The following is a 16,685-nucleotide window of genomic DNA, read 5'->3' on the forward strand; positions in this document are numbered from 1 at the left end:
GCCGATGACCGCTCGACTGCGTCGCCGATTGCTGCTGGCCGGCGCTGCGCTGGCGACCGCTGCGCCGCCGCCGCGTGCGCGGGCCGCCGCCAGCGCGCGCGTCGTGATCGTGGGCGGCGGCTTTGCCGGCGCCGCCTGCGCGCGGCTGCTGCGCCGGCTGGCGCCCGGCGTGGCGGTCACCCTGGTCGAGCCGCGCGCGCGCTTTGTCACCGGGCCGATGTCGAATGCGCTGCTCGCCGGCATCGCGCCCGAGGCGGCCGTCACGCATGGCCCGGCGGCGCTGCGCGCGATCGGCGTGGAAGTGATCGCGCAGGCCGCGACCGCCATCGACCCGGTCGCGCTGCGCGTCACGCTGGCCGACGGCCGGGTGCTTGCGGCCGACCGGCTGGTGGTGGCGCCGGGCATCGCGCCGCGCTTCGGCAGCATCGACGGGCTGGATGCCGCCAGCAGCGAGCTGATGCCGCACGGCTGGCTCGGCGGCGACCAGCTCGCCAAGCTGCGGCGCCGCTTCGCCGATCTGCGCGACGGCGCCACCGTGGTCATCGGCGCGCCGCAGAACCCCTATCGCTGCCCGCCCGGCCCGTATGAGCGCGCCAGCCTGATGGCCTGGGCGCTGGCACGGCGCACCCGGCGCTTTCGCATCGTCATCGCCGACGCCAAGGACGACTTCACCAAGCGCCGGCTGTTCCAGCTCGGCTGGGACCGGCTGCATCCCGGGCGCATCGAATGGATTGCGCGCGCCGCCGGCGGCGAGGTGGTCGGCGTCGACGCCGGCGCCGGCCGCGTGCGGCTCGCCAATGGCGAAACCCTGAGCGCCGACCTCGCCAGCATCGTGCCGCCGCAGCGCGCCGCCGACATCGCGGTGGCGGCCGATCTGGTCGATGCGAGCGGCTGGTGCCCGGTCGATCCGGCCGGCTTCCGCTCGCTGCGCCATGCCGGCGTGCATGTGCTCGGCGACGCCAGCCTCGCCCAGCCGATGCCCAAGTCGGCCTTCTCCGCCAACAGCCAGGCCAAGCTCTGCGCCTTTGTGCTGGCGGCCGAACTGGCCGGCCGGCCCATGCCCGGCGTGCGGCTGGTCAACACCTGCTACAGCCTGCTCGCGCCCGACGAGGCGATCTCGGTGAGCGCGGTGTACGGCGCCGCCGGCACGCAGATCAATGTCATCAGCGAAGGCACGAGCGACCTCGCCGCCAGCGCCGAGATGCGCGCCCACGAGGCCGGCTCGGCCTGGGCGGTCTACGCCGGCCTCGTCGCCGAAAGCTTCGGCGACTGAAACGGCATTGCGCAATGCGGTGGACGTGGTCAGACCACGTCGCGCGACAACTGTCGCCGTCTGCCGCATGGCCTGCGACAACTGTCGCAGCGCGCCACGCCCGAGGCGGCCACGGCACGGCGCCCCGTCCACGGTGCGGGCGATGGCACGGCAGTTGCCCGGCAGCGCGCCGAACCCCGCATGCCGCCGCTCATCCCCGAGGGTGATCCCGAAGGACAAAGCCGTCCGCTGGCGTCGATGCTCGGTTCTGGTGGAGACACACAACACAGACCGGCCGCGGCATGTCCGCCGGCCGGCGCGCGACGAGGAGGAAGCATGGTCACGCACGTCGAACGCTCGCGGCACATCGACAACGTCCTGTCGGCAGTCGCCGATCCGGCAGCCCCGCCAGCCGCACCGGACCCGTTCCGGCAGAGCTGGGCCCGCTGCATGACCGAGCACGGGCTCGACCCGGCCCGGCCCACGCCGGCGCGCATCCTGCCGCAGCAGCAGGTGCGCGAGCACCGCCAGCGGCTCGAAGACTTCCTGCGCGTGGCGCGCTCGGGCATGGAGGACATGTATTCGCGCGTCGCCGACCTCGGCTACATGCTGCTGCTGACCGATGCCAGCGGCATCACGGTCGACTACATCGGCAATCCGGCCACCGACGACGAATTGCGCGGCGCCGGCCTGTACCTGGGCGCGGACTGGAACGAGGCCCATGCCGGCACCTGCGGCGTGGGCACCTGCCTGATCGAGCGCCGGCCGATCACCTGCCATCAGGCCGAGCATTTCGATGCGACCCACATCGCGCTCACCTGCTCGTCGGCGCCGCTGTTCGACCCGACCGGCGAGCTGCTCGCGGTGCTGGATGTGTCGGCGCTGCGCTCGCCGGTGGGCCGCGACAGCCAGCATCTGGCCTTCCAGCTCGCCTGCCTCTACGCCCAGCGCATCGAGGATGCGAACTTTCTGCGCCACTTCCGGCGCCACTGGATTCTGCGGCTCGGCACCGGGCCGGGGCTGGTCGATGTGGCTGGCGAGACGCTGTTCGCCTTCGACGACGATGCGCTGGTGGTTGGCGCCAATTCGGGCGCGCGTTCGCGCGGCTGGGGGCCGGGCGCGCTGCCGGGTGCGTCGCCGGTCGGGCGCTCGCTGTTCGAGCTGTTTCCGGCCGCGGCGGACGCGATCTGGCGCCTCGCGCGCGGCGGCCTCGGCATGGACGAGACCGCCATCGCCGCCGACGGCCAGCGCCGCTGGTACGCCACCGTCACGCCGCCGCGCGAACGCGCCCGGGTCGGCGCCGAGCTGGCCTGGGGCGCTGGCGCCGTGACCGCGCCGGCCGCCGCGCAGCGACTGGCGCCGCAGGCCGGCGCTGCGCCCGAGGACCGGCCCGCGCGCCTGCCCGCGCCGGGCGTGGGCGATGCCGTGCTGGCCGGCGCCGATCCGGGCGTGCCCGGCGGCCGGGCCGGCGCCGGCAGTCTGTCGCGCAGCGGCCTGGTCGGTGCCATCGGCCCGGTCGCCGCGCGGCCGCAGCGCGCCGCCGCCGGCGCCACGCGCCATCCCGGCCTCGACCGCATGGCCGGCGACGATCCCGCGATGGCCCGGCTCGTCGGCCAGGTGCGCCGGCTCGCCGACCGCCGCGTGAATGTGCTGGTGCATGGCGAAACCGGCGCCGGCAAGGAAGTGCTGGCGCGCGCCCTGCACGCCAGCGGCCCGCGCGCCGCCATGCCCTTCGTGGCCATCAACTGCGCGTCGATCCCCGACTCGCTGATCGAGAGCGAACTGTTCGGCTACACGGCCGGCAGCTTCACCGGCGGCCGTGCCAAGGGCGCGCGCGGGCTCATCCAGCAGGCCGACGGCGGCACGCTCTTCCTCGACGAGATCGGCGACATGCCGCTGCATCTGCAAACCCGGCTGCTGCGCGTGCTCAGCGAAGGCGAAGTGCTGCCGCTCGGCGCCGAACGCCCGCTGCCGGTCGATCTGGCCGTGGTCGCCGCCACCCACCGCGACCTGCGCGAGCGCGTGGCCGCCGGCAGCTTCCGCGAAGACCTCTACTACCGCCTCGCCGGCGCCACGCTGCACCTGCCCGCGCTGCGCGAACGCACGATGGACATCGGCGTGATCGTCGAAAGCATCCTCGCCCAGGCCGCGACCGATCTGGCCAAGCCGGTGCGCGGCTTTGCGCCCGAGGCGATGGCCTGCCTGCTCACCTACGGCTGGCCCGGCAACATCCGTGAGCTGCGCAACGAGATCTATCGCGCGGTGGCGCTCTGCGACGACCTCGTCATTCCGGCCGACGCGCTGAGCCCCAAGCTGCTGCGCGGCCAGGCGGTCAACGAAATGAACGGCAGCGCGCGCGACGGCAGCGACGGCATGCGCGTGCCCGAGGCCGGCACGCTGGTCGAGCGGCTCGGCGCGATCGAGGTCGCCATCCTCAAGGAGGCGCTGCTGCAACACCGCTGGAACAAGACGCGCGCGGCCAAGGCGCTGGGCCTGTCGCGCGTGGGGCTCAAGCAGAAGCTCGTGCGCTTCGGGCTGGAGGAGAAGTGATGGCTGCCGCCGACACGAACGACCGTTTCACCGTGCTGTGGCTGCAATCGGGCGGCTGCGGTGGTTGCAGCATGTCGCTGCTGTGCGCCGACACGCCCGACTTCGCGGCGCTGTGGCCCGATCTCGGCATCGAGCTGCTCTGGCATCCGTCGCTGTCGCAGGCCACCGGCGCCGAGCTGATCGCGCTGCTCGACGACATCCGCGCCGGCCGCCGCCGGCTCGATGCGCTGTGCGTGGAAGGCGCGGCGCTGCGCGGCCCCAACGGCACGGGCCGCTTCCACATTCTTGCCGGCACCGGCCGCCCGATGGCCGACTGGCTGCGCGAGCTGGCGGCGCTAGCGCGGCATGTGGTGGCGGTCGGCACCTGCGCCACCTATGGCGGCTTCAGCGCCAGCGGCAGCAATCCGACCGAAGCCTGCGGCCTGCAATACGAGGGCGCGCGGCCCGGCGGCCTGCTCGGCGCCGACTGGCGCTCGGCGGCGGGGTTTCCGGTGGTGAATATCGCCGGCTGCCCGACGCATCCCGACTGGGTGACGGGCACGCTCGCGCAACTGGCGGCCGGCGATCTCGCGCCGGGCGACCTCGATGCGCTCGGGCGGCCGCGCTTTTACGCCGACCAGCTCGTGCATCACGGCTGCACGCGCAACGAGTTCTACGAGTTCAAGGCCAGCGCCGAAAAGCCCGGCGACCTCGGCTGCATGATGGAACACCAGGGCTGCAAGGGCACCCAGGCGCACGCCGACTGCAACACGCGGCTGTGGAACGGGCAGGGCAGCTGCACGCGCGGCGGCTATGCCTGCATCAGCTGCACCGAGCCGGGCTTCCAGAACCCCGGCCATGCCTTCGACACCACGCCCAAGATCGCCGGCATTCCCATCGGCCTGCCGACCGACATGCCGAAGGCCTGGTTCGTGGCACTGGCCTCGCTGAGCAAGTCGGCGACGCCGCCGCGCGTCAAGAAGAACGCCGTCGCCGACCATCGCGTGGTGGCACCGGCCATCCGCAAGACGACGCTGAAGTAGCGGCGGCGCCGCATGAAAAACGGCGCCGGCCGCTGTCGCGATCCGGCGCCGTCACTGGCGGGTTCGGCTCGTCAGTGGTGGCCGTGGACCACGGTCGGCGCCGCGCTGCCCGGCAGCCCGATGCTCACGTTCTGCATCATTCCCTGGTCCTCGTGGTCGAGGATGTGGCAGTGCAGCACGAACTCGCCGATGTAGCGCTCGTAGCGGGTGCGCACGCGGATGCGGTACACGCCGGTGGCGGGCGGCTGCGGATTGGCGTTGTAGGCGGGCGGGGCCGACGGCGGGTTCGAGTTCTCCAGCCAGATCGTGTCCTTCCACACGCCCTTGAGGCCCGCGTACTGGTTGGCGGCGGGCGACGGGCATTCCGGCCACGGCGTGCCCTTGGGGCAGTCGCTGGTGTCGGGCGCGCTCACGTCCACGCCATCGGGGTTGAGCACCTCGACGATCTGGAACGGGTTGACGTGGATGTGGAAGGGATGGCCCACGAACCACGACTCCAGCTGCCATTCCTGCGCCGTGCCCAGTTCGAGCTGGCGCGGGATGGCGGTGGGCACATAGGCCTCGGGCGGCGCCTTGGGATCGGTGCTGGTGCCGCCGACCTGGAACAGGAAGCCGGAGCCGTCCTGCTTGCCCTGGATGAGGAAGGCGAGCTTTTCCTTCTTGCGGCCGTTCACTTCGGCATCGGTCACCGTGGGGTGCGGGATGAAGTGGCTGAGCTTCAGGCCGTGCTCGATGTCGTCGATCACCGCCTTGCGCACCGCAGGGTCGGGGAGGTTGAGCCGGGCCAGCCGGATGAGCTGGGCCTGCAGGCGCGAATCGGCGATGAGGCGGCGTTCGTTGTCCTTGTCGGCGCCGTCGGGGCCAGCGCTGCCGGCGGTGAGGCTGCCCGGCGCGGCCTTGCCGACGTGCACGAAGCCGAGCACGGCGCGGCGATCCTTCGCCACATCGACCGGGTTGAGCGCCGGGTCCTTGAAGTCGACGCGGTCCACCGTGCCGTTGGCCGGCTTGATGTCGAGCACGCAGTAGTCGCCTTCCTCGGGGAAGGTGACGAGCAGGTCGCTGCGGTAGCCCGGTTGCAGCACCGTGCGCAGGCGCGGGCTGGCGGCGGCCATCGTCAGGCCGTCCGACGCGGCGGCGTGGTTGCGCAGCGGCGTGTCGGTGCAGGCGTCGGCGATGAGCTTGTCGCTGTCGGGCAGGCGTGCCGGATCGGCGAGCAGCTGGCGCAGGCCGGGCCGGGCGCGGCGGAATTCGACGCCGATGGAGTCGCGCACGCCGCCGTGGATCACGCGCCAGCGTTCGAGCCGGCCGGCGATCGCGCCCTCGAACCACGGCCACACCACGCCGTTGATGCTGGTGTAGCGGCCCGACTGGGCCCAGGTGCCGGGGCCGAACTGTTCCGTCGTCTTGACATCGGCGGACACGCCGCCCGAGACCGGTCCCTTGTAGCTCTCGATCTCGCCGGTCTGGCCCGGCTTGCAGTCCCAGCTCCACGGTGCCGCGTCCGGCGTCTTGTCGGCCGGGTCGTGCGGGCAGGCGTAGGCGATCTGCTGGAGCAGCACCACGCGCTCGAAGGCGAGCTTGCCGCTCGGGTCCTTGAGCAGCACGTCGAGGTCGCCGTTGCGCGGCGCGACGCCCGGCGCGGCCAGGATCGGCTGGCGATTGCCGCGCACGATCAATGCGCCGGCCATGCCGCTCGACACCTGGAGCGCGGTCGAGCCGTGCACATGCGTGTGGTACCAGAAGGTGCCGGCGGGATGGTCGGCCGGCACGTTGTATTCGTACTGGAACCGCTCGTTGGACCGGAGGTTGAGCAGCACGTTGTCGCTGTTGCCGGTGGGGCTCACCCACAGGCCGTGCGAGTGCAGGTTGGTGTTGTTGAAGCAGTGCGGCGTGTTGATGTCGCCGGGATGCTCGCCGGCGCCGCAGCCCGGCTCGGCGGGCAGGTCGTTGTGCAGCGTGATGCGCACGGTCTGCGCCGGCTGCATCTCGATCGTCGGCGCGATGAAGACCGGCGCGTTGGCATCGCGCTTGCGGTTCAAGTCCTGGTAGCTGCGCAGATGCACCGTCTGATAGGCCGTGGCGGGGCTGGTGGCGCCGGGGTTGCGCAGCACGCCGGTGCCGTAGGCGATGCTCAGATCCAGTACCTGCTCGCTCAGCGGGCCGCGCGTGGTGGCGCGGGCCTGGAGCGACGGCGACCTTGCCGTGCCGAGCACATTGGTGAGCACGGGCGGGTCGACCGCAACGGTGGCTGGCGCGGCAAGGCTGCTGCCGGTGGCGAGCGCGAGCGCCACGGGCACAAGCTGTCGTCCGAGCGACGCGCGCGGGCGTTTTGCAGGGGAAAAGACGGGCATGGAAGGGCCTCGGTGGATGGGGGAGGAGCGCCGGCGCCAGATGCACCCGCGCCGGTCGGGCCAGCGAGGTTCACCGTTCCCTTTCTTGCGCCGCGTGACGCAGTTCACGCTTCCCGGGCGCTGTAACTCCCGATCCGGCCAGCGTCCCCTGATGGAGTGAGCGGGTTGCCCGTCGCCACCGGCCCGGGCGAGTATTGGCCGACCTCCTCCCGCCGCAGCTGTCCTCATGCCCCTCATCCCCGACCGCCGCCTCGTGCTCGGCCCCTTCAACCGCGTCGAGGGCGATCTCGAAGTGCGGCTCGACATCGGCGCCGGCCGGGTGCGCCGCGCCGAGGTGAACTCGCCGATGTACCGCGGCTTCGAGCAGATGCTGGAAGGCCGCGAGGCCGCCGATGCGCTGGTGATCGTGCCGCGCATCTGCGGCATCTGCTCGGTGGCGCAGGGCGTGGCGGCGGCGCGCGCGCTGGGCCAGCTGGCGGGCATCGAGCCGCCGGCCAACGGGCTGCATGCCATCAACCTGATGTGCGCGGTCGAGAATCTGGCCGATCACCTGTCGCACTTCTATCTGTTCTTCATGCCCGACTTTGCGCGGCCGGTGTACGCCGGCGCGCCCTGGTTTGCCGAGGCCGAACGGCGCTTTGCGGCGCTGGCCGGCGAGCATGCGCGCGCGGCGCTGGCGGCGCGGCAGCGCTGGTTCACGCTGCTCGGCACGCTCGGCGGCAAGTGGCCGCACACGCAATCGATCGTGCCCGGCGGCAGCACGCGCGCCGTCGATGCCATCGAGCGCACCCGGCTGCTGGCCCAGGTGCGCGAGCTGCGGCGCTTTCTTGAGGCCACCACTTTCGGCGCGCCGCTCGAAGCCGTGGCTGCGCTCGATTCGCGCGCCGCGCTCGATGCGCTGCTGGCCACGCGCGCCGGCGCGAGCGATCTCGGCTTCTTCGCGCGGCTGGCCGATGCGCTCGCGCTCGATGCGCTCGGGCCCGGCCCGGGCCGCTACCTCAGCCTCGGCGCCTATCCGCGCGCCGACGGCGGCGAGGTGTTCGGCGCCGGCTTCCTCGACACCCACCATGTGCCGACCGACCCGGCGGCCCAGCTGCCCGGCCGGCCGCTCAGCACCGCGCCCCGGCCCTGGCGCCAGACCGCGCCCGATCCGGCCGCCGTCACCGAGGACATCAGCCACGCCTGGTATGCCGGCGCGTCGGACCGGCTGGCGCAGGCGCCGGCCGATGCCCGCACCCTGCCCGATGCCGACCGGCCCGGCGCCTACAGCTGGGCCAAGGCGCCGCGCTATGCCGGCCACACGCTCGAAACCGGCGCGCTCGCGCGGCAGCTGGTCGACGGCCAGCCGCTCATCTGCGCCGAAGTCGCGCGCTCGGGCGGCAATGTGTACACGCGGGTGCTGGCGCGGCTGATCGAGATGGCGCGCATCGTCATCGCGGCCGAAGGCTGGCTGCGCCAGATCCGCCCCGGCGAGCCCTTCCACGCGCCGCATGCGCCCGCCGCCGACGGCCGCGCCATTGGCCGCATGGAAGCCGCGCGCGGCAGCCTGCTGCACTTTGCCGAGCTGCGCGGCGGACGCATCGCCAACTGGCAGATCGTGGCGCCGACCACCTGGAACTTCTCGCCGCGCGACGCCGCCGGCACGCCCGGCGCGCTCGAGGCCGCACTCGAAGGCGTGGAGGTCGCGCCCGGCGACGAGGTGCCGGTGCGCGTGCAGCATGTGGTGCGCTCCTTCGACCCCTGCATGGTCTGCACCGTGCACTGAGCGCACGCGGTCGCGCGGGTTTTAGTACGATCGTTCCGAAACCCGCGCCGGCGTGCCTGCCGCGCCGGTCGCAACCACGGAGCGCCTCGATGATTGACCTGTACTACTGGCCGACACCCAACGGCCACAAGATCACCCTGTTCCTCGAAGAAGCCGGGCTCGACTACACCATCGTCCCGGTCGACATCAGCAAGGGCGACCAGTTCAAGCCCGAGTTCCTCGCCTTCAGCCCCAACAACCGCATGCCGGCCATCGTCGATCACGCGCCGGCCGATGGCGGCGCACCGATCACCGTGTTCGAGTCGGGCGCGATCCTGGTCTATCTGGCCGAGAAGATCGGGCGCTTTCTGCCGGCCGATGTGCGCGGCCGCAAGACGGTGCTGGAGTGGCTGTTCTGGCAGGTGGGCGGGCTCGGGCCGATGGCCGGACAGAACCATCATTTCGGCCTGTACGCGCCCGAGAAGCTGCCCTACGCCATCGAGCGCTATGTGAAGGAAACCAACCGCCTCTACGGCGTGATGGACCGGCGCCTGGCCGAGAGCGAATTCCTGGCCGGCGCCGACTATTCCGTCGCCGACATGGCGGCCTATCCCTGGGTCGTGCCCTGGAAGCAGCAGCAGCAGGAGCTGGCCGATTTCCCGCATCTCAAGCGCTGGCTCGACGCGATCGCGGCGCGGCCGGCGACGGTGCGCGCCTATGCGCGCGGCGACGAGTTCAAGCGGCCGGCGGTGACGGAGGAGGGCAAGAAGCTGCTGTTCGGGCAGACGGCCGCCAGCGTTCGGGCTGTTTGATCGGGGACGGCGCCGGACGGGACTGGGGGCCGGGCGCGCCGACGGACGCGGTCGGCCTGCGGCCGACTGCCCTCGCTCCGGGGCCGGACGCCGGCCGGTCCGCCAACTCGCGACCCTTGCGGGTCGCTCAGACATGCGGACCTGAGCCGCTGCGCGGCTCGCCGACGTCCGGCCCCTGCGCTCGGCGCGGCCGACGGCGCGCCCGGCCCCCAGTCCCGTCCGGCGCCTTGCACTGCGCTGTGGCACGAGGAGGTGGGTTAGGTCGGGCTGTCTTGCGCACGTCCTTGCCGGGTTGGGGATGCGACGTTTGGTGGTGGTTTTGCGCCCTGCGCACGGAAGCTTCGAATACCGGCGCGCAGCGCCGGCATCGGCCGTTGAACAGATAGCTGGCGCGGGCGCCCCGGCGGCGGGCGGCTGTCGAGGGTGCCGAGCGACGAGGTAGACGCGGGTGAGCGCGCAGCGCTCAGGCAATCCTGTCTGAAGCCCGGCCTGTCGGGCTGAGTTGGATTGCCGGCCCGCGGGCTACCGAAGGAGCGAAGGGCAGCCGCCGCGTCCAGCGGCGGCCACCCGCGTCAGCCGCCCGCCGCCGGGGCGCCCGCGCCAGCAAGCCGACAGCGCAAACTCGCCGTTCTCACGACAACGAGAAAACATGGACCGCCTGACCATCTCCCTCCCCGAAGACCTCGCCACCGCCTTCGACCGCCTGATCGCGCGCCAGGGCTATGGCAACCGCTCCGAAGCCATGCGCGACCTGATCCGGCGCGCGGTCGAGGCCGACCGGCTTGCGCGCGCCGAGGCGCCGCAATGCGTGGCGAGCGTGAGCTATGTCTACAACCACCATGAGCGCACCGCGTCCGACCGGCTGATGAACGTCCAGCACGAGCATCACGACCTCACCGTGGCCAGCCTGCACGCCCATCTCGACCATGAGCACTGCATCGAGACGCTGCTGCTCAAGGGGCCGACGGCGGCGGTGCGCGGCTGCGCCGAGCGCATCGTGGCCGAGCGCGGCGTGCGGCACGGAAACATTCACGTCGTGCCGCTGGTCGAAGCCGGCCATCCGCATGTGCATGCCCACGGCCACGATCACGACCATCCGCACGACCACCCGCACCCCCATGACGACGAGGCCGATGGCGCCGCGCCGCATGTCCACCTTCGCCCCGGGAGCTGAGCCTTGACCGCCACCACGACCCTCGTCGTCGCCGAAATGCTGACTGTGCAATACATCTTTCGCGGCGCCGGCCGCACGCGCGAGGAAGCGCGGCTGGCGCTGCTGGCGGCCTGGAAGGTGCAGCGCGACGGCGTGCTCGCCCAGCAGCCGCAACTGGCGCCGACGCTGCCGCTGCCCGAGGACATGGAGCGGCATTTCCGCATCGTCTACAACGAGTACGAGGCCGGCGTCGGCTATCGCGACGGCACGGCGGTGAGCCGCATCGCCAGCGACTGAGCCGGGCTTACAGCGCGCGCTGGTTGACGCGCTTCGACAGCTCCTCGGCGCTTTCCTTGCGCTCGCTGTAGCGGTCCACAAGCCAGTCGCCCAGGTGGCGCGTGAGCAGCGTGAACTTCACCAGCTCTTCCATCACGTCGACCACGCGGTCGTAGAGCGCCGACGGCTTCATGCGGCCGGCCTCGTCGAATTCGAGGAAGGCCTTGGGCACCGACGACTGGTTGGGAATGGTCAGCATGCGCATCCAGCGGCCGAGCACACGCATCTGATTCACGGCGTTGAACGACTGCGAGCCGCCCGACACCTGCATCACCGCCAGCGTCTTGCCCTGCGTCGGCCGGATCGCGCCGCTGTTGAGCGGCAGCCAGTCGATCTGCGCCTTGAGGATGGCGGTCATCGCGCCATGCCGCTCGGGCGAGCACCAGACCATGCCTTCGCTCCATTGCGCCAGCGCGCGCAGCTCGACCACCTTGGGATGGCTGTCGGGCTCGGCATCGGGCAGCGGCAGGCCGCGCGGATCGAAGATGCGCGTCTCGGCGCCGAGCGCCTGCAGCAGGCGCGCGGCTTCCTCGGTGAGCAGGCGGCTGAACGAGCGTTCGCGCAGCGAGCCGTAGAGCAGGGCGATGCGCGGCGCATGCGTGGGCGGCGCAACCGCCAGATCGGCCGGCGACGACCGGCGGAACAGCTCCGGCGCGACATTGGGCAGATCGGCCAGGTCGGGTACGACGCCGGGAGCCGGCGCGGGCGCCGGGCTGCCGCCCGGCAGCGCCAGCCCGGGGCGCATGTGCTCAGCGGGCGACACGGCGGCCCTCCGCGTCGATGACGACCTCGCCGTCTTCCTTGGTGAAGGCGCCTTGCTGCGGCGCCGGCAGCAGGTCGAGCACTTCTTCGGACGGCCGGCACAGCCGCGTGCCGAGCGGCGTGACGACGATGGGCCGGTTGATGAGGATGGGCGTGGCCAGCATCGCGTCGACGAGGGCGTCGTCGGTCAGCTCGGGATTGTCGAGGCCCAGCTCGGTGAACACTGCTTCCTTGCTGCGCATGATGTCGCGCACCGGCTTGCCGGTGGCGGCGATCAGCTGCACCAGCGTCTCGCGTGCCGGCGGCGTCTTGAGGTATTCGATGACGGTCGGCTCGATGCCGGCATTGCGGATCAGCGCCAGCGTGTTGCGCGAGGTGCCGCACTTGGGGTTGTGATAGATCGTGACCATCGCGGTCTCCGTTTGAAGATGAATTGCGAATGCAGTTTCAGCAGCGCGTCTCGTACCAGCCGCGCGAGCGGTTGACGAGCCGCACCACCAGCAGCATCACCGGCACCTCGATCAGCACGCCGACCACGGTGGCCAGCGCCGCGCCCGAGCGAAAGCCGAACAGGCTGATCGCCGCCGCCACCGCCAGTTCGAAGAAATTGCTGGCGCCGATCAGCGCCGACGGGCAGGCCACGCTGTGCTTCTCGCCGGCCAGCCGGTTGAGCAGATAGGCCAGCCCCGAGTTGAAGAACACCTGGATCAGGATGGGCACGGCCAGCAGCGCAATCACCAGCGGCTGGGCCAGGATGGCCTCGCCCTGAAACGCGAACAGCAGCACCAGCGTGAGCAGCAGCGCCGCCATCGACGCCGGGCCGAGCCTTGCCATGGCAGCGTCGAAGGCCGCCGGCCCGCGCGCCAGCAGCGTCTTGCGCGCCGCCTGCGCCAGCAGCACCGGCACCACGATGTACAGCCCCACCGAGGTCAGCAGCGTGGCCCAAGGCACGGCGATGGACGACAGCCCGAGCAGCAGCCCGACCAGCGGCGCGAACGCGAACACCATGATGAGATCGTTGAGCGCCACCTGCGAGAGCGTGAAATACGGGTCGCCGTCGGTGAGCCGGCTCCACACGAAGACCATCGCGGTGCAGGGCGCGGCGGCCAGCAGGATCAGCCCGGCCACATAGCTGTCGAGCTGGTCGGCCGGCAGCCAGCGGGCGAACAGCCCGTGGATGAACACCGCGCCGAGCAGCGCCATCGAGAACGGCTTGACGGCCCAGTTGACCAGCAGCGTCACGCCGATGCCGCGCCAGTGCCGGCGCACCTGACCGAGCGCGCCGAAGTCGATCTTCATCAGCATCGGGATGACCATCACCCAGATCAGCACGCCGACCGGCAGGTTGACGCGCGCCACCTCCATCGCGCCGAGCGCCTGGAACGGCGCGGGCGCGAGCTGGCCGAGCGCAACGCCGGCGACGATGGCGAGCGCCACCCACAGCGTGAGCCAGCGCTCGAACAGGTTCATCGGCGCGGGCGCGGCCTGGGGTGGGGCAATGGCATTCATGGGCGGTCCGGTGTTCTTCTGGTCGGAGGAGGGTGTGTCAGCTGCGCGCGATGCGCAGCAGTTCGGCGCGCAGCGCGCTGTCGTCGAGTCGGTCCAGCGGCAGTTGCAGCAGCTGGAGCATCCGGTAGCCGATGGCCTGGCGCGTCAGCTCGAACGCGCGCCGCTTGCCGGCGTCGCCGCCGTCGGCATTCGACGGATCGGGATAGCCCCAGTGAACCTGCACCGGGCTGCCGGGCCAGAACGGGCAGGTCTCGCTGGCGGCGTTGTCGCAGACGGTGATGACGATGCGCATGACCGGCGCATCGGGCGCAGTGAAGGCGTCCCAGCTCTTGCTGGCGGCGCCGCTCACATCGACGCCGGCATTGCCGAGCGCTTCGAGCGCGAACGGGTTCACGCGACCGCTCGGCGCGCTGCCGGCGCTATGGGCGCGCACGTCGTGCCCGCCCGCCTGCGCGAGGTGATTGAGCATGCCTTCGGCGAGCACGCTGCGCGCCGAGTTGTGGGTGCAGAGGATGAGGACGTGGGTCGTCATTGCCGGCCGATCTCGCGTACCTGCTGCTGGATCGCCAGCGGATGGCTGCCGGCCGACCAGGCCTGGAAGCGGCCGGCCCCCATGTGATTGAGCATGCCCTCGGCCAGGATCGAGCGCGCCGAATTGCCGGTGCAGATGAACAGCACGTTGTGAACGCTGGTGGTCATGACCGCCCTCAGCAGCAGGAAGACGCGGCTTGCACCGGAATGCCGACCGGCTTGCCCGCCGGCGCCTTGGGTGCGCAGCACACGCTGGCCGGCGCGGCGTCTTCGCGGAAGACGGGAATGCTGTCCAGCGTATGGAAATGCTCCCAGGCGATGCCTTGCGGATCGGTGATCCAGTGCTTCTCGCTGCGGGCGTAGCAGCAGGTGGTCAGGCCGTCGTCGGCCAGCGGCAGATCGGCGGCCTCGGCGCGCGACTTGAGTTCGGCCAGGTCGTCGGCGTTGTCGGTCTGGATGCCGAAATGGTCGAGCCCGCTGCCCGCGCCGCGGGTGGAGATGGCGAAGTTGACTGGCGGATCGGTCAGCATCCACTTGGCGTAGTCGCCTTCGATGCGGGCCGGCTCGGCGGCGAACAGCCGCGTGTAGAAGCCGATGCTGCGGTCGAGGTCCTCGACCTTGAGGTGAACGTGAAAGCGCTTCATGGTCAGCTCCTTGGGGCTGGTGGAAATCAGCAATCGCAGGCGGGCGGGGTGGTGGTTTCGCAAGGCTGGCCGGCACAGCAATGCGCGGTGAGATAGCCGAGCAGGTCGTTCATGCGCGCATAGGCGGCGCGGTAGATGAGAAAGCGGCCGTCGCGCTCCTGCGAGACCAGCCCGGCGTTCATCAGCTCCTTGAGATGAAAGGAGAGGGTGGCGGCGGCCACCTCCAGCTGCTCGCCGAGCACGCCGGGCGTGAGCCCTTCGGGCCCGGCCACGATCAGCGCGCGAAACACCCGCAGTCGCACCGGCTGGGCCAGTGCCGCGAGGGCCTTGATGACGTCTTGTTCTTCCATGATTCGATAATCATCGAAATGAAGCGCAAAAACAAGCCCGCGCAAGGCGGGCTCGTTGGCCGGAGCGGCTGCGATCAGTTGTGGCTGAGCCGGAACACCGCCACCGCGCTGACCAGTTGCGCGGCCTGCTGCTTGAGGCTTTCGGCGGCGGCCGAGCTTTGCTCGACCAGCGCGGCGTTCTGCTGCGTGCTCTGGTCCATCTGGCGCACCGCTTCGCCCACCTGCTCGACGCCGGCGCTCTGCTCGGCGCTGGCCGAGCTGATGTCGCCCATGATGTCGGTCACGCGCTTGATGGCGGTGACGATCTCGCTCATGGTCGCGCCGGCGCGATCCACCAGGGCCGAGCCCTGTTCCACGCGCTCGACGCTGGTGGTGATGAGGCCCTTGATCTCCTTGGCGGCATCGGCACTGCGTTGCGCGAGGTTGCGCACTTCGCTCGCCACCACCGCAAAGCCGCGGCCCTGTTCGCCGGCGCGCGCCGCTTCGACCGCGGCATTCAGCGCCAGGATGTTGGTCTGGAAGGCGATGCCGTCGATCACCGTGATGATGTCGGCGATCTTCTTCGAGCTGTCGTTGATGCCCTTCATCGTCTCGACCACTTCGGCCACCACGCCGCCGCCCTTTTCGGCCACTTCGGTGGCGCCCATGGCCAGCTGATTGGCTTGCCGCGCGTTGTCGGCGTTCTGCTTGACGGTCGTGCCCAGCTCTTCCATCGAGGCGGCGGTTTCTTCGAGCGCGCCGGCCTGGCTTTCGGTGCGGCGCGACAGGTCGCTGTTGCCCTGGGCAATCTCGAGGCTGGCGGTCGCCACGCTTTCGGCATTGCGGCGCACGCTGCCCACCACGTCGGTCAGCGAGCCTTGCATTTCGCTCAGCGTGGCCAGCAGCGGCGAGAACTCGTCGCGCACTTCATCGACCACCTGCACCGTGAAGTTGCCGTCGCGCACCCGCTCGGCCACCGCCTGCGAATCGGCGACCCGGCGGCGCAGCACGCCGGCCAGGTACCAGGAGAAGGCCATCAGGCCGACGGTGATCGCGGCGACCAGCGCGGTCAGCTGCATGCGGATCTGCGTGGCCGACTTCTCGATGTCGTTGACCTCGGTCGTCAGCAGCTCGCTCTGGCCCTTGCGCGCCGTGGCCAGCCAGTCCTGCATGCGCGCGAACGCCGGGATGGTCTTGCTGGCCAGCATCTCGAAGGCCTCGTTGCGGCGGTCGGCCTCGACCAGTCGCATGTTTTCCTCGGCCACCGGCCAGGTCACCGACTGGAGCTGGAGCCAGAGCTGGCGGAACGATTCCTTCTCCTGGGCCGTCGGCAGGTCGGCGAGGAAGTCGTCATCGTTCTTTGAAATCTGCTTCCGCTTGGCGGAAATGTCGGCCGAGGCGGCGGCCACGTCCTGCGGCGTCTTCACCAGCATGGCCTGGCGGATCTGGAGCAGCACCTGGGTGACGCACAGTTCGGTGCTGGCGATGCGTTCGAGTTGCAGCACGCGCACGGCGGCGGTGCGCTGAGCCAGCTCGCCGACGCGGCTGAGCTGGGCCCAGGAGGCGAAGGCTAGGCCGGTCAGCGCTGCAATCAGCGCAAACGAGACGAGATAGAGCCGCTTGGCGATGCTCAGGCTGGCGAGAAGATTCATGGTGGTTGAGGGCCCGGGTTTGGCTTGGCGGAGCCGAC

At 71.1% G+C, this 16,685-nt stretch carries 15 protein-coding genes and 1 pseudogene; 7 read left to right on the forward strand and 9 right to left on the reverse strand.

The genetic code is table 11. From position 1 onward, the window contains the following. Window positions 1–4: 4 nt before the first annotated feature. The 3 genes from B9P64_RS20390 (at window position 5) to B9P64_RS20405 (ending at window position 4,824) form a co-directional block, all read left to right on the forward strand. Entirely contained in the window at window positions 5–1,273 is a 1,269-nt protein-coding gene (locus B9P64_RS20390; RefSeq protein ID WP_176256913.1) for an NAD(P)/FAD-dependent oxidoreductase, read from the forward strand. Between the two features lie 315 nt (window positions 1,274–1,588). Continuing rightward, window positions 1,589–3,802: a sigma-54-dependent Fis family transcriptional regulator gene (locus tag B9P64_RS28260; protein WP_235840069.1), complete on the forward strand. Its 2,214-nt coding sequence runs from the start codon at window positions 1,589–1,591 to the stop codon at window positions 3,800–3,802. Beyond that, window positions 3,802–4,824 carry a hydrogenase small subunit gene (locus tag B9P64_RS20405; RefSeq protein WP_085318000.1) on the forward strand — a complete coding sequence of 341 codons (1,023 nt, stop codon included), beginning with the start codon at window positions 3,802–3,804 and terminating at the stop codon, window positions 4,822–4,824. The genes B9P64_RS28260 and B9P64_RS20405 overlap by 1 nt, the downstream gene beginning before the upstream one ends. A 71-nt stretch (window positions 4,825–4,895) precedes the next feature. Here B9P64_RS20405 and B9P64_RS20410 read toward each other — a convergent pair whose 3' ends face one another. Further along, window positions 4,896–7,175 (reverse strand): multicopper oxidase family protein, encoded by a 2,280-nt coding sequence (locus B9P64_RS20410; RefSeq protein WP_085318001.1) that lies wholly within the window; start codon window positions 7,173–7,175, stop codon window positions 4,896–4,898. 226 nt (window positions 7,176–7,401) lie between these two features. Here B9P64_RS20410 and B9P64_RS20415 point away from each other — a divergent pair, with 226 nt between their 5' ends. The 4 genes from B9P64_RS20415 (at window position 7,402) to B9P64_RS20430 (ending at window position 11,181) form a co-directional block, all read left to right on the forward strand. Then, window positions 7,402–8,940: a nickel-dependent hydrogenase large subunit gene (locus tag B9P64_RS20415; RefSeq protein WP_085318002.1), complete on the forward strand. Its 1,539-nt coding sequence runs from the start codon at window positions 7,402–7,404 to the stop codon at window positions 8,938–8,940. A gap of 89 nt (window positions 8,941–9,029) precedes the next feature. Beyond that, entirely contained in the window at window positions 9,030–9,731 is a 702-nt protein-coding gene (locus B9P64_RS20420) for a glutathione binding-like protein (RefSeq protein WP_085318003.1), read from the forward strand. A gap of 649 nt (window positions 9,732–10,380) precedes the next feature. Continuing rightward, window positions 10,381–10,905, forward strand: coding sequence for a nickel-responsive transcriptional regulator NikR (gene nikR, locus B9P64_RS20425; RefSeq protein WP_085317436.1), 525 nt, complete (start codon window positions 10,381–10,383; stop codon window positions 10,903–10,905). 3 nt (window positions 10,906–10,908) lie between these two features. Next, entirely contained in the window at window positions 10,909–11,181 is a 273-nt protein-coding gene (locus B9P64_RS20430; RefSeq protein WP_085317438.1) for a hypothetical protein, read from the forward strand. A 7-nt stretch (window positions 11,182–11,188) separates the two neighbouring features. Here B9P64_RS20430 and arsH read toward each other — a convergent pair whose 3' ends face one another. From arsH to B9P64_RS20470, 8 genes and pseudogenes are all read right to left on the reverse strand, one after another. Then, window positions 11,189–11,983: an arsenical resistance protein ArsH gene (gene arsH / locus B9P64_RS20435; protein WP_407919691.1), complete on the reverse strand. Its 795-nt coding sequence runs from the start codon at window positions 11,981–11,983 to the stop codon at window positions 11,189–11,191. Continuing rightward, window positions 11,970–12,392 (reverse strand): arsenate reductase (glutaredoxin), encoded by a 423-nt coding sequence (arsC, locus tag B9P64_RS20440; RefSeq protein ID WP_085317442.1) that lies wholly within the window; start codon window positions 12,390–12,392, stop codon window positions 11,970–11,972. Before arsC ends, arsH begins: the two co-directional genes overlap by 14 nt. Window positions 12,393–12,429: 37 nt before the next feature. Beyond that, window positions 12,430–13,491: an ACR3 family arsenite efflux transporter gene (gene arsB / locus B9P64_RS20445; protein WP_085317443.1), complete on the reverse strand. Its 1,062-nt coding sequence runs from the start codon at window positions 13,489–13,491 to the stop codon at window positions 12,430–12,432. A 37-nt stretch (window positions 13,492–13,528) separates the two neighbouring features. Continuing rightward, window positions 13,529–14,023, reverse strand: a complete 495-nt coding sequence (locus B9P64_RS20450) for an arsenate reductase ArsC (protein WP_085317445.1) — start codon at window positions 14,021–14,023, stop codon at window positions 13,529–13,531. A gap of 29 nt (window positions 14,024–14,052) precedes the next feature. After that, window positions 14,053–14,190 (reverse strand): annotated as a pseudogene (locus tag B9P64_RS20455) (arsenate reductase/protein-tyrosine-phosphatase family protein); the annotation flags it as partial. An 8-nt stretch (window positions 14,191–14,198) separates the two neighbouring features. Then, the gene (locus B9P64_RS20460) at window positions 14,199–14,666 is read right to left on the reverse strand and encodes an ArsI/CadI family heavy metal resistance metalloenzyme (protein WP_085317450.1); all 468 of its coding nucleotides are present in this window, start codon (window positions 14,664–14,666) and stop codon (window positions 14,199–14,201) included. A 26-nt stretch (window positions 14,667–14,692) separates the two neighbouring features. Continuing rightward, the gene (locus tag B9P64_RS20465) at window positions 14,693–15,016 is read right to left on the reverse strand and encodes an ArsR/SmtB family transcription factor (protein ID WP_085317452.1); all 324 of its coding nucleotides are present in this window, start codon (window positions 15,014–15,016) and stop codon (window positions 14,693–14,695) included. 74 nt (window positions 15,017–15,090) lie between these two features. After that, on the reverse strand, window positions 15,091–16,647 hold the full coding sequence (locus B9P64_RS20470) for a methyl-accepting chemotaxis protein (RefSeq protein WP_085317454.1): 1,557 nt from the start codon (window positions 16,645–16,647) through the stop codon (window positions 15,091–15,093). Between the last annotated feature and the right edge of the window lie 38 nt (window positions 16,648–16,685).

Origin of the sequence: Derxia lacustris (genome assembly GCF_002105195.1) — a bacterium.
Classification (GTDB): Bacteria; Pseudomonadota; Gammaproteobacteria; order Burkholderiales; family Burkholderiaceae_E; genus Derxia; species Derxia lacustris.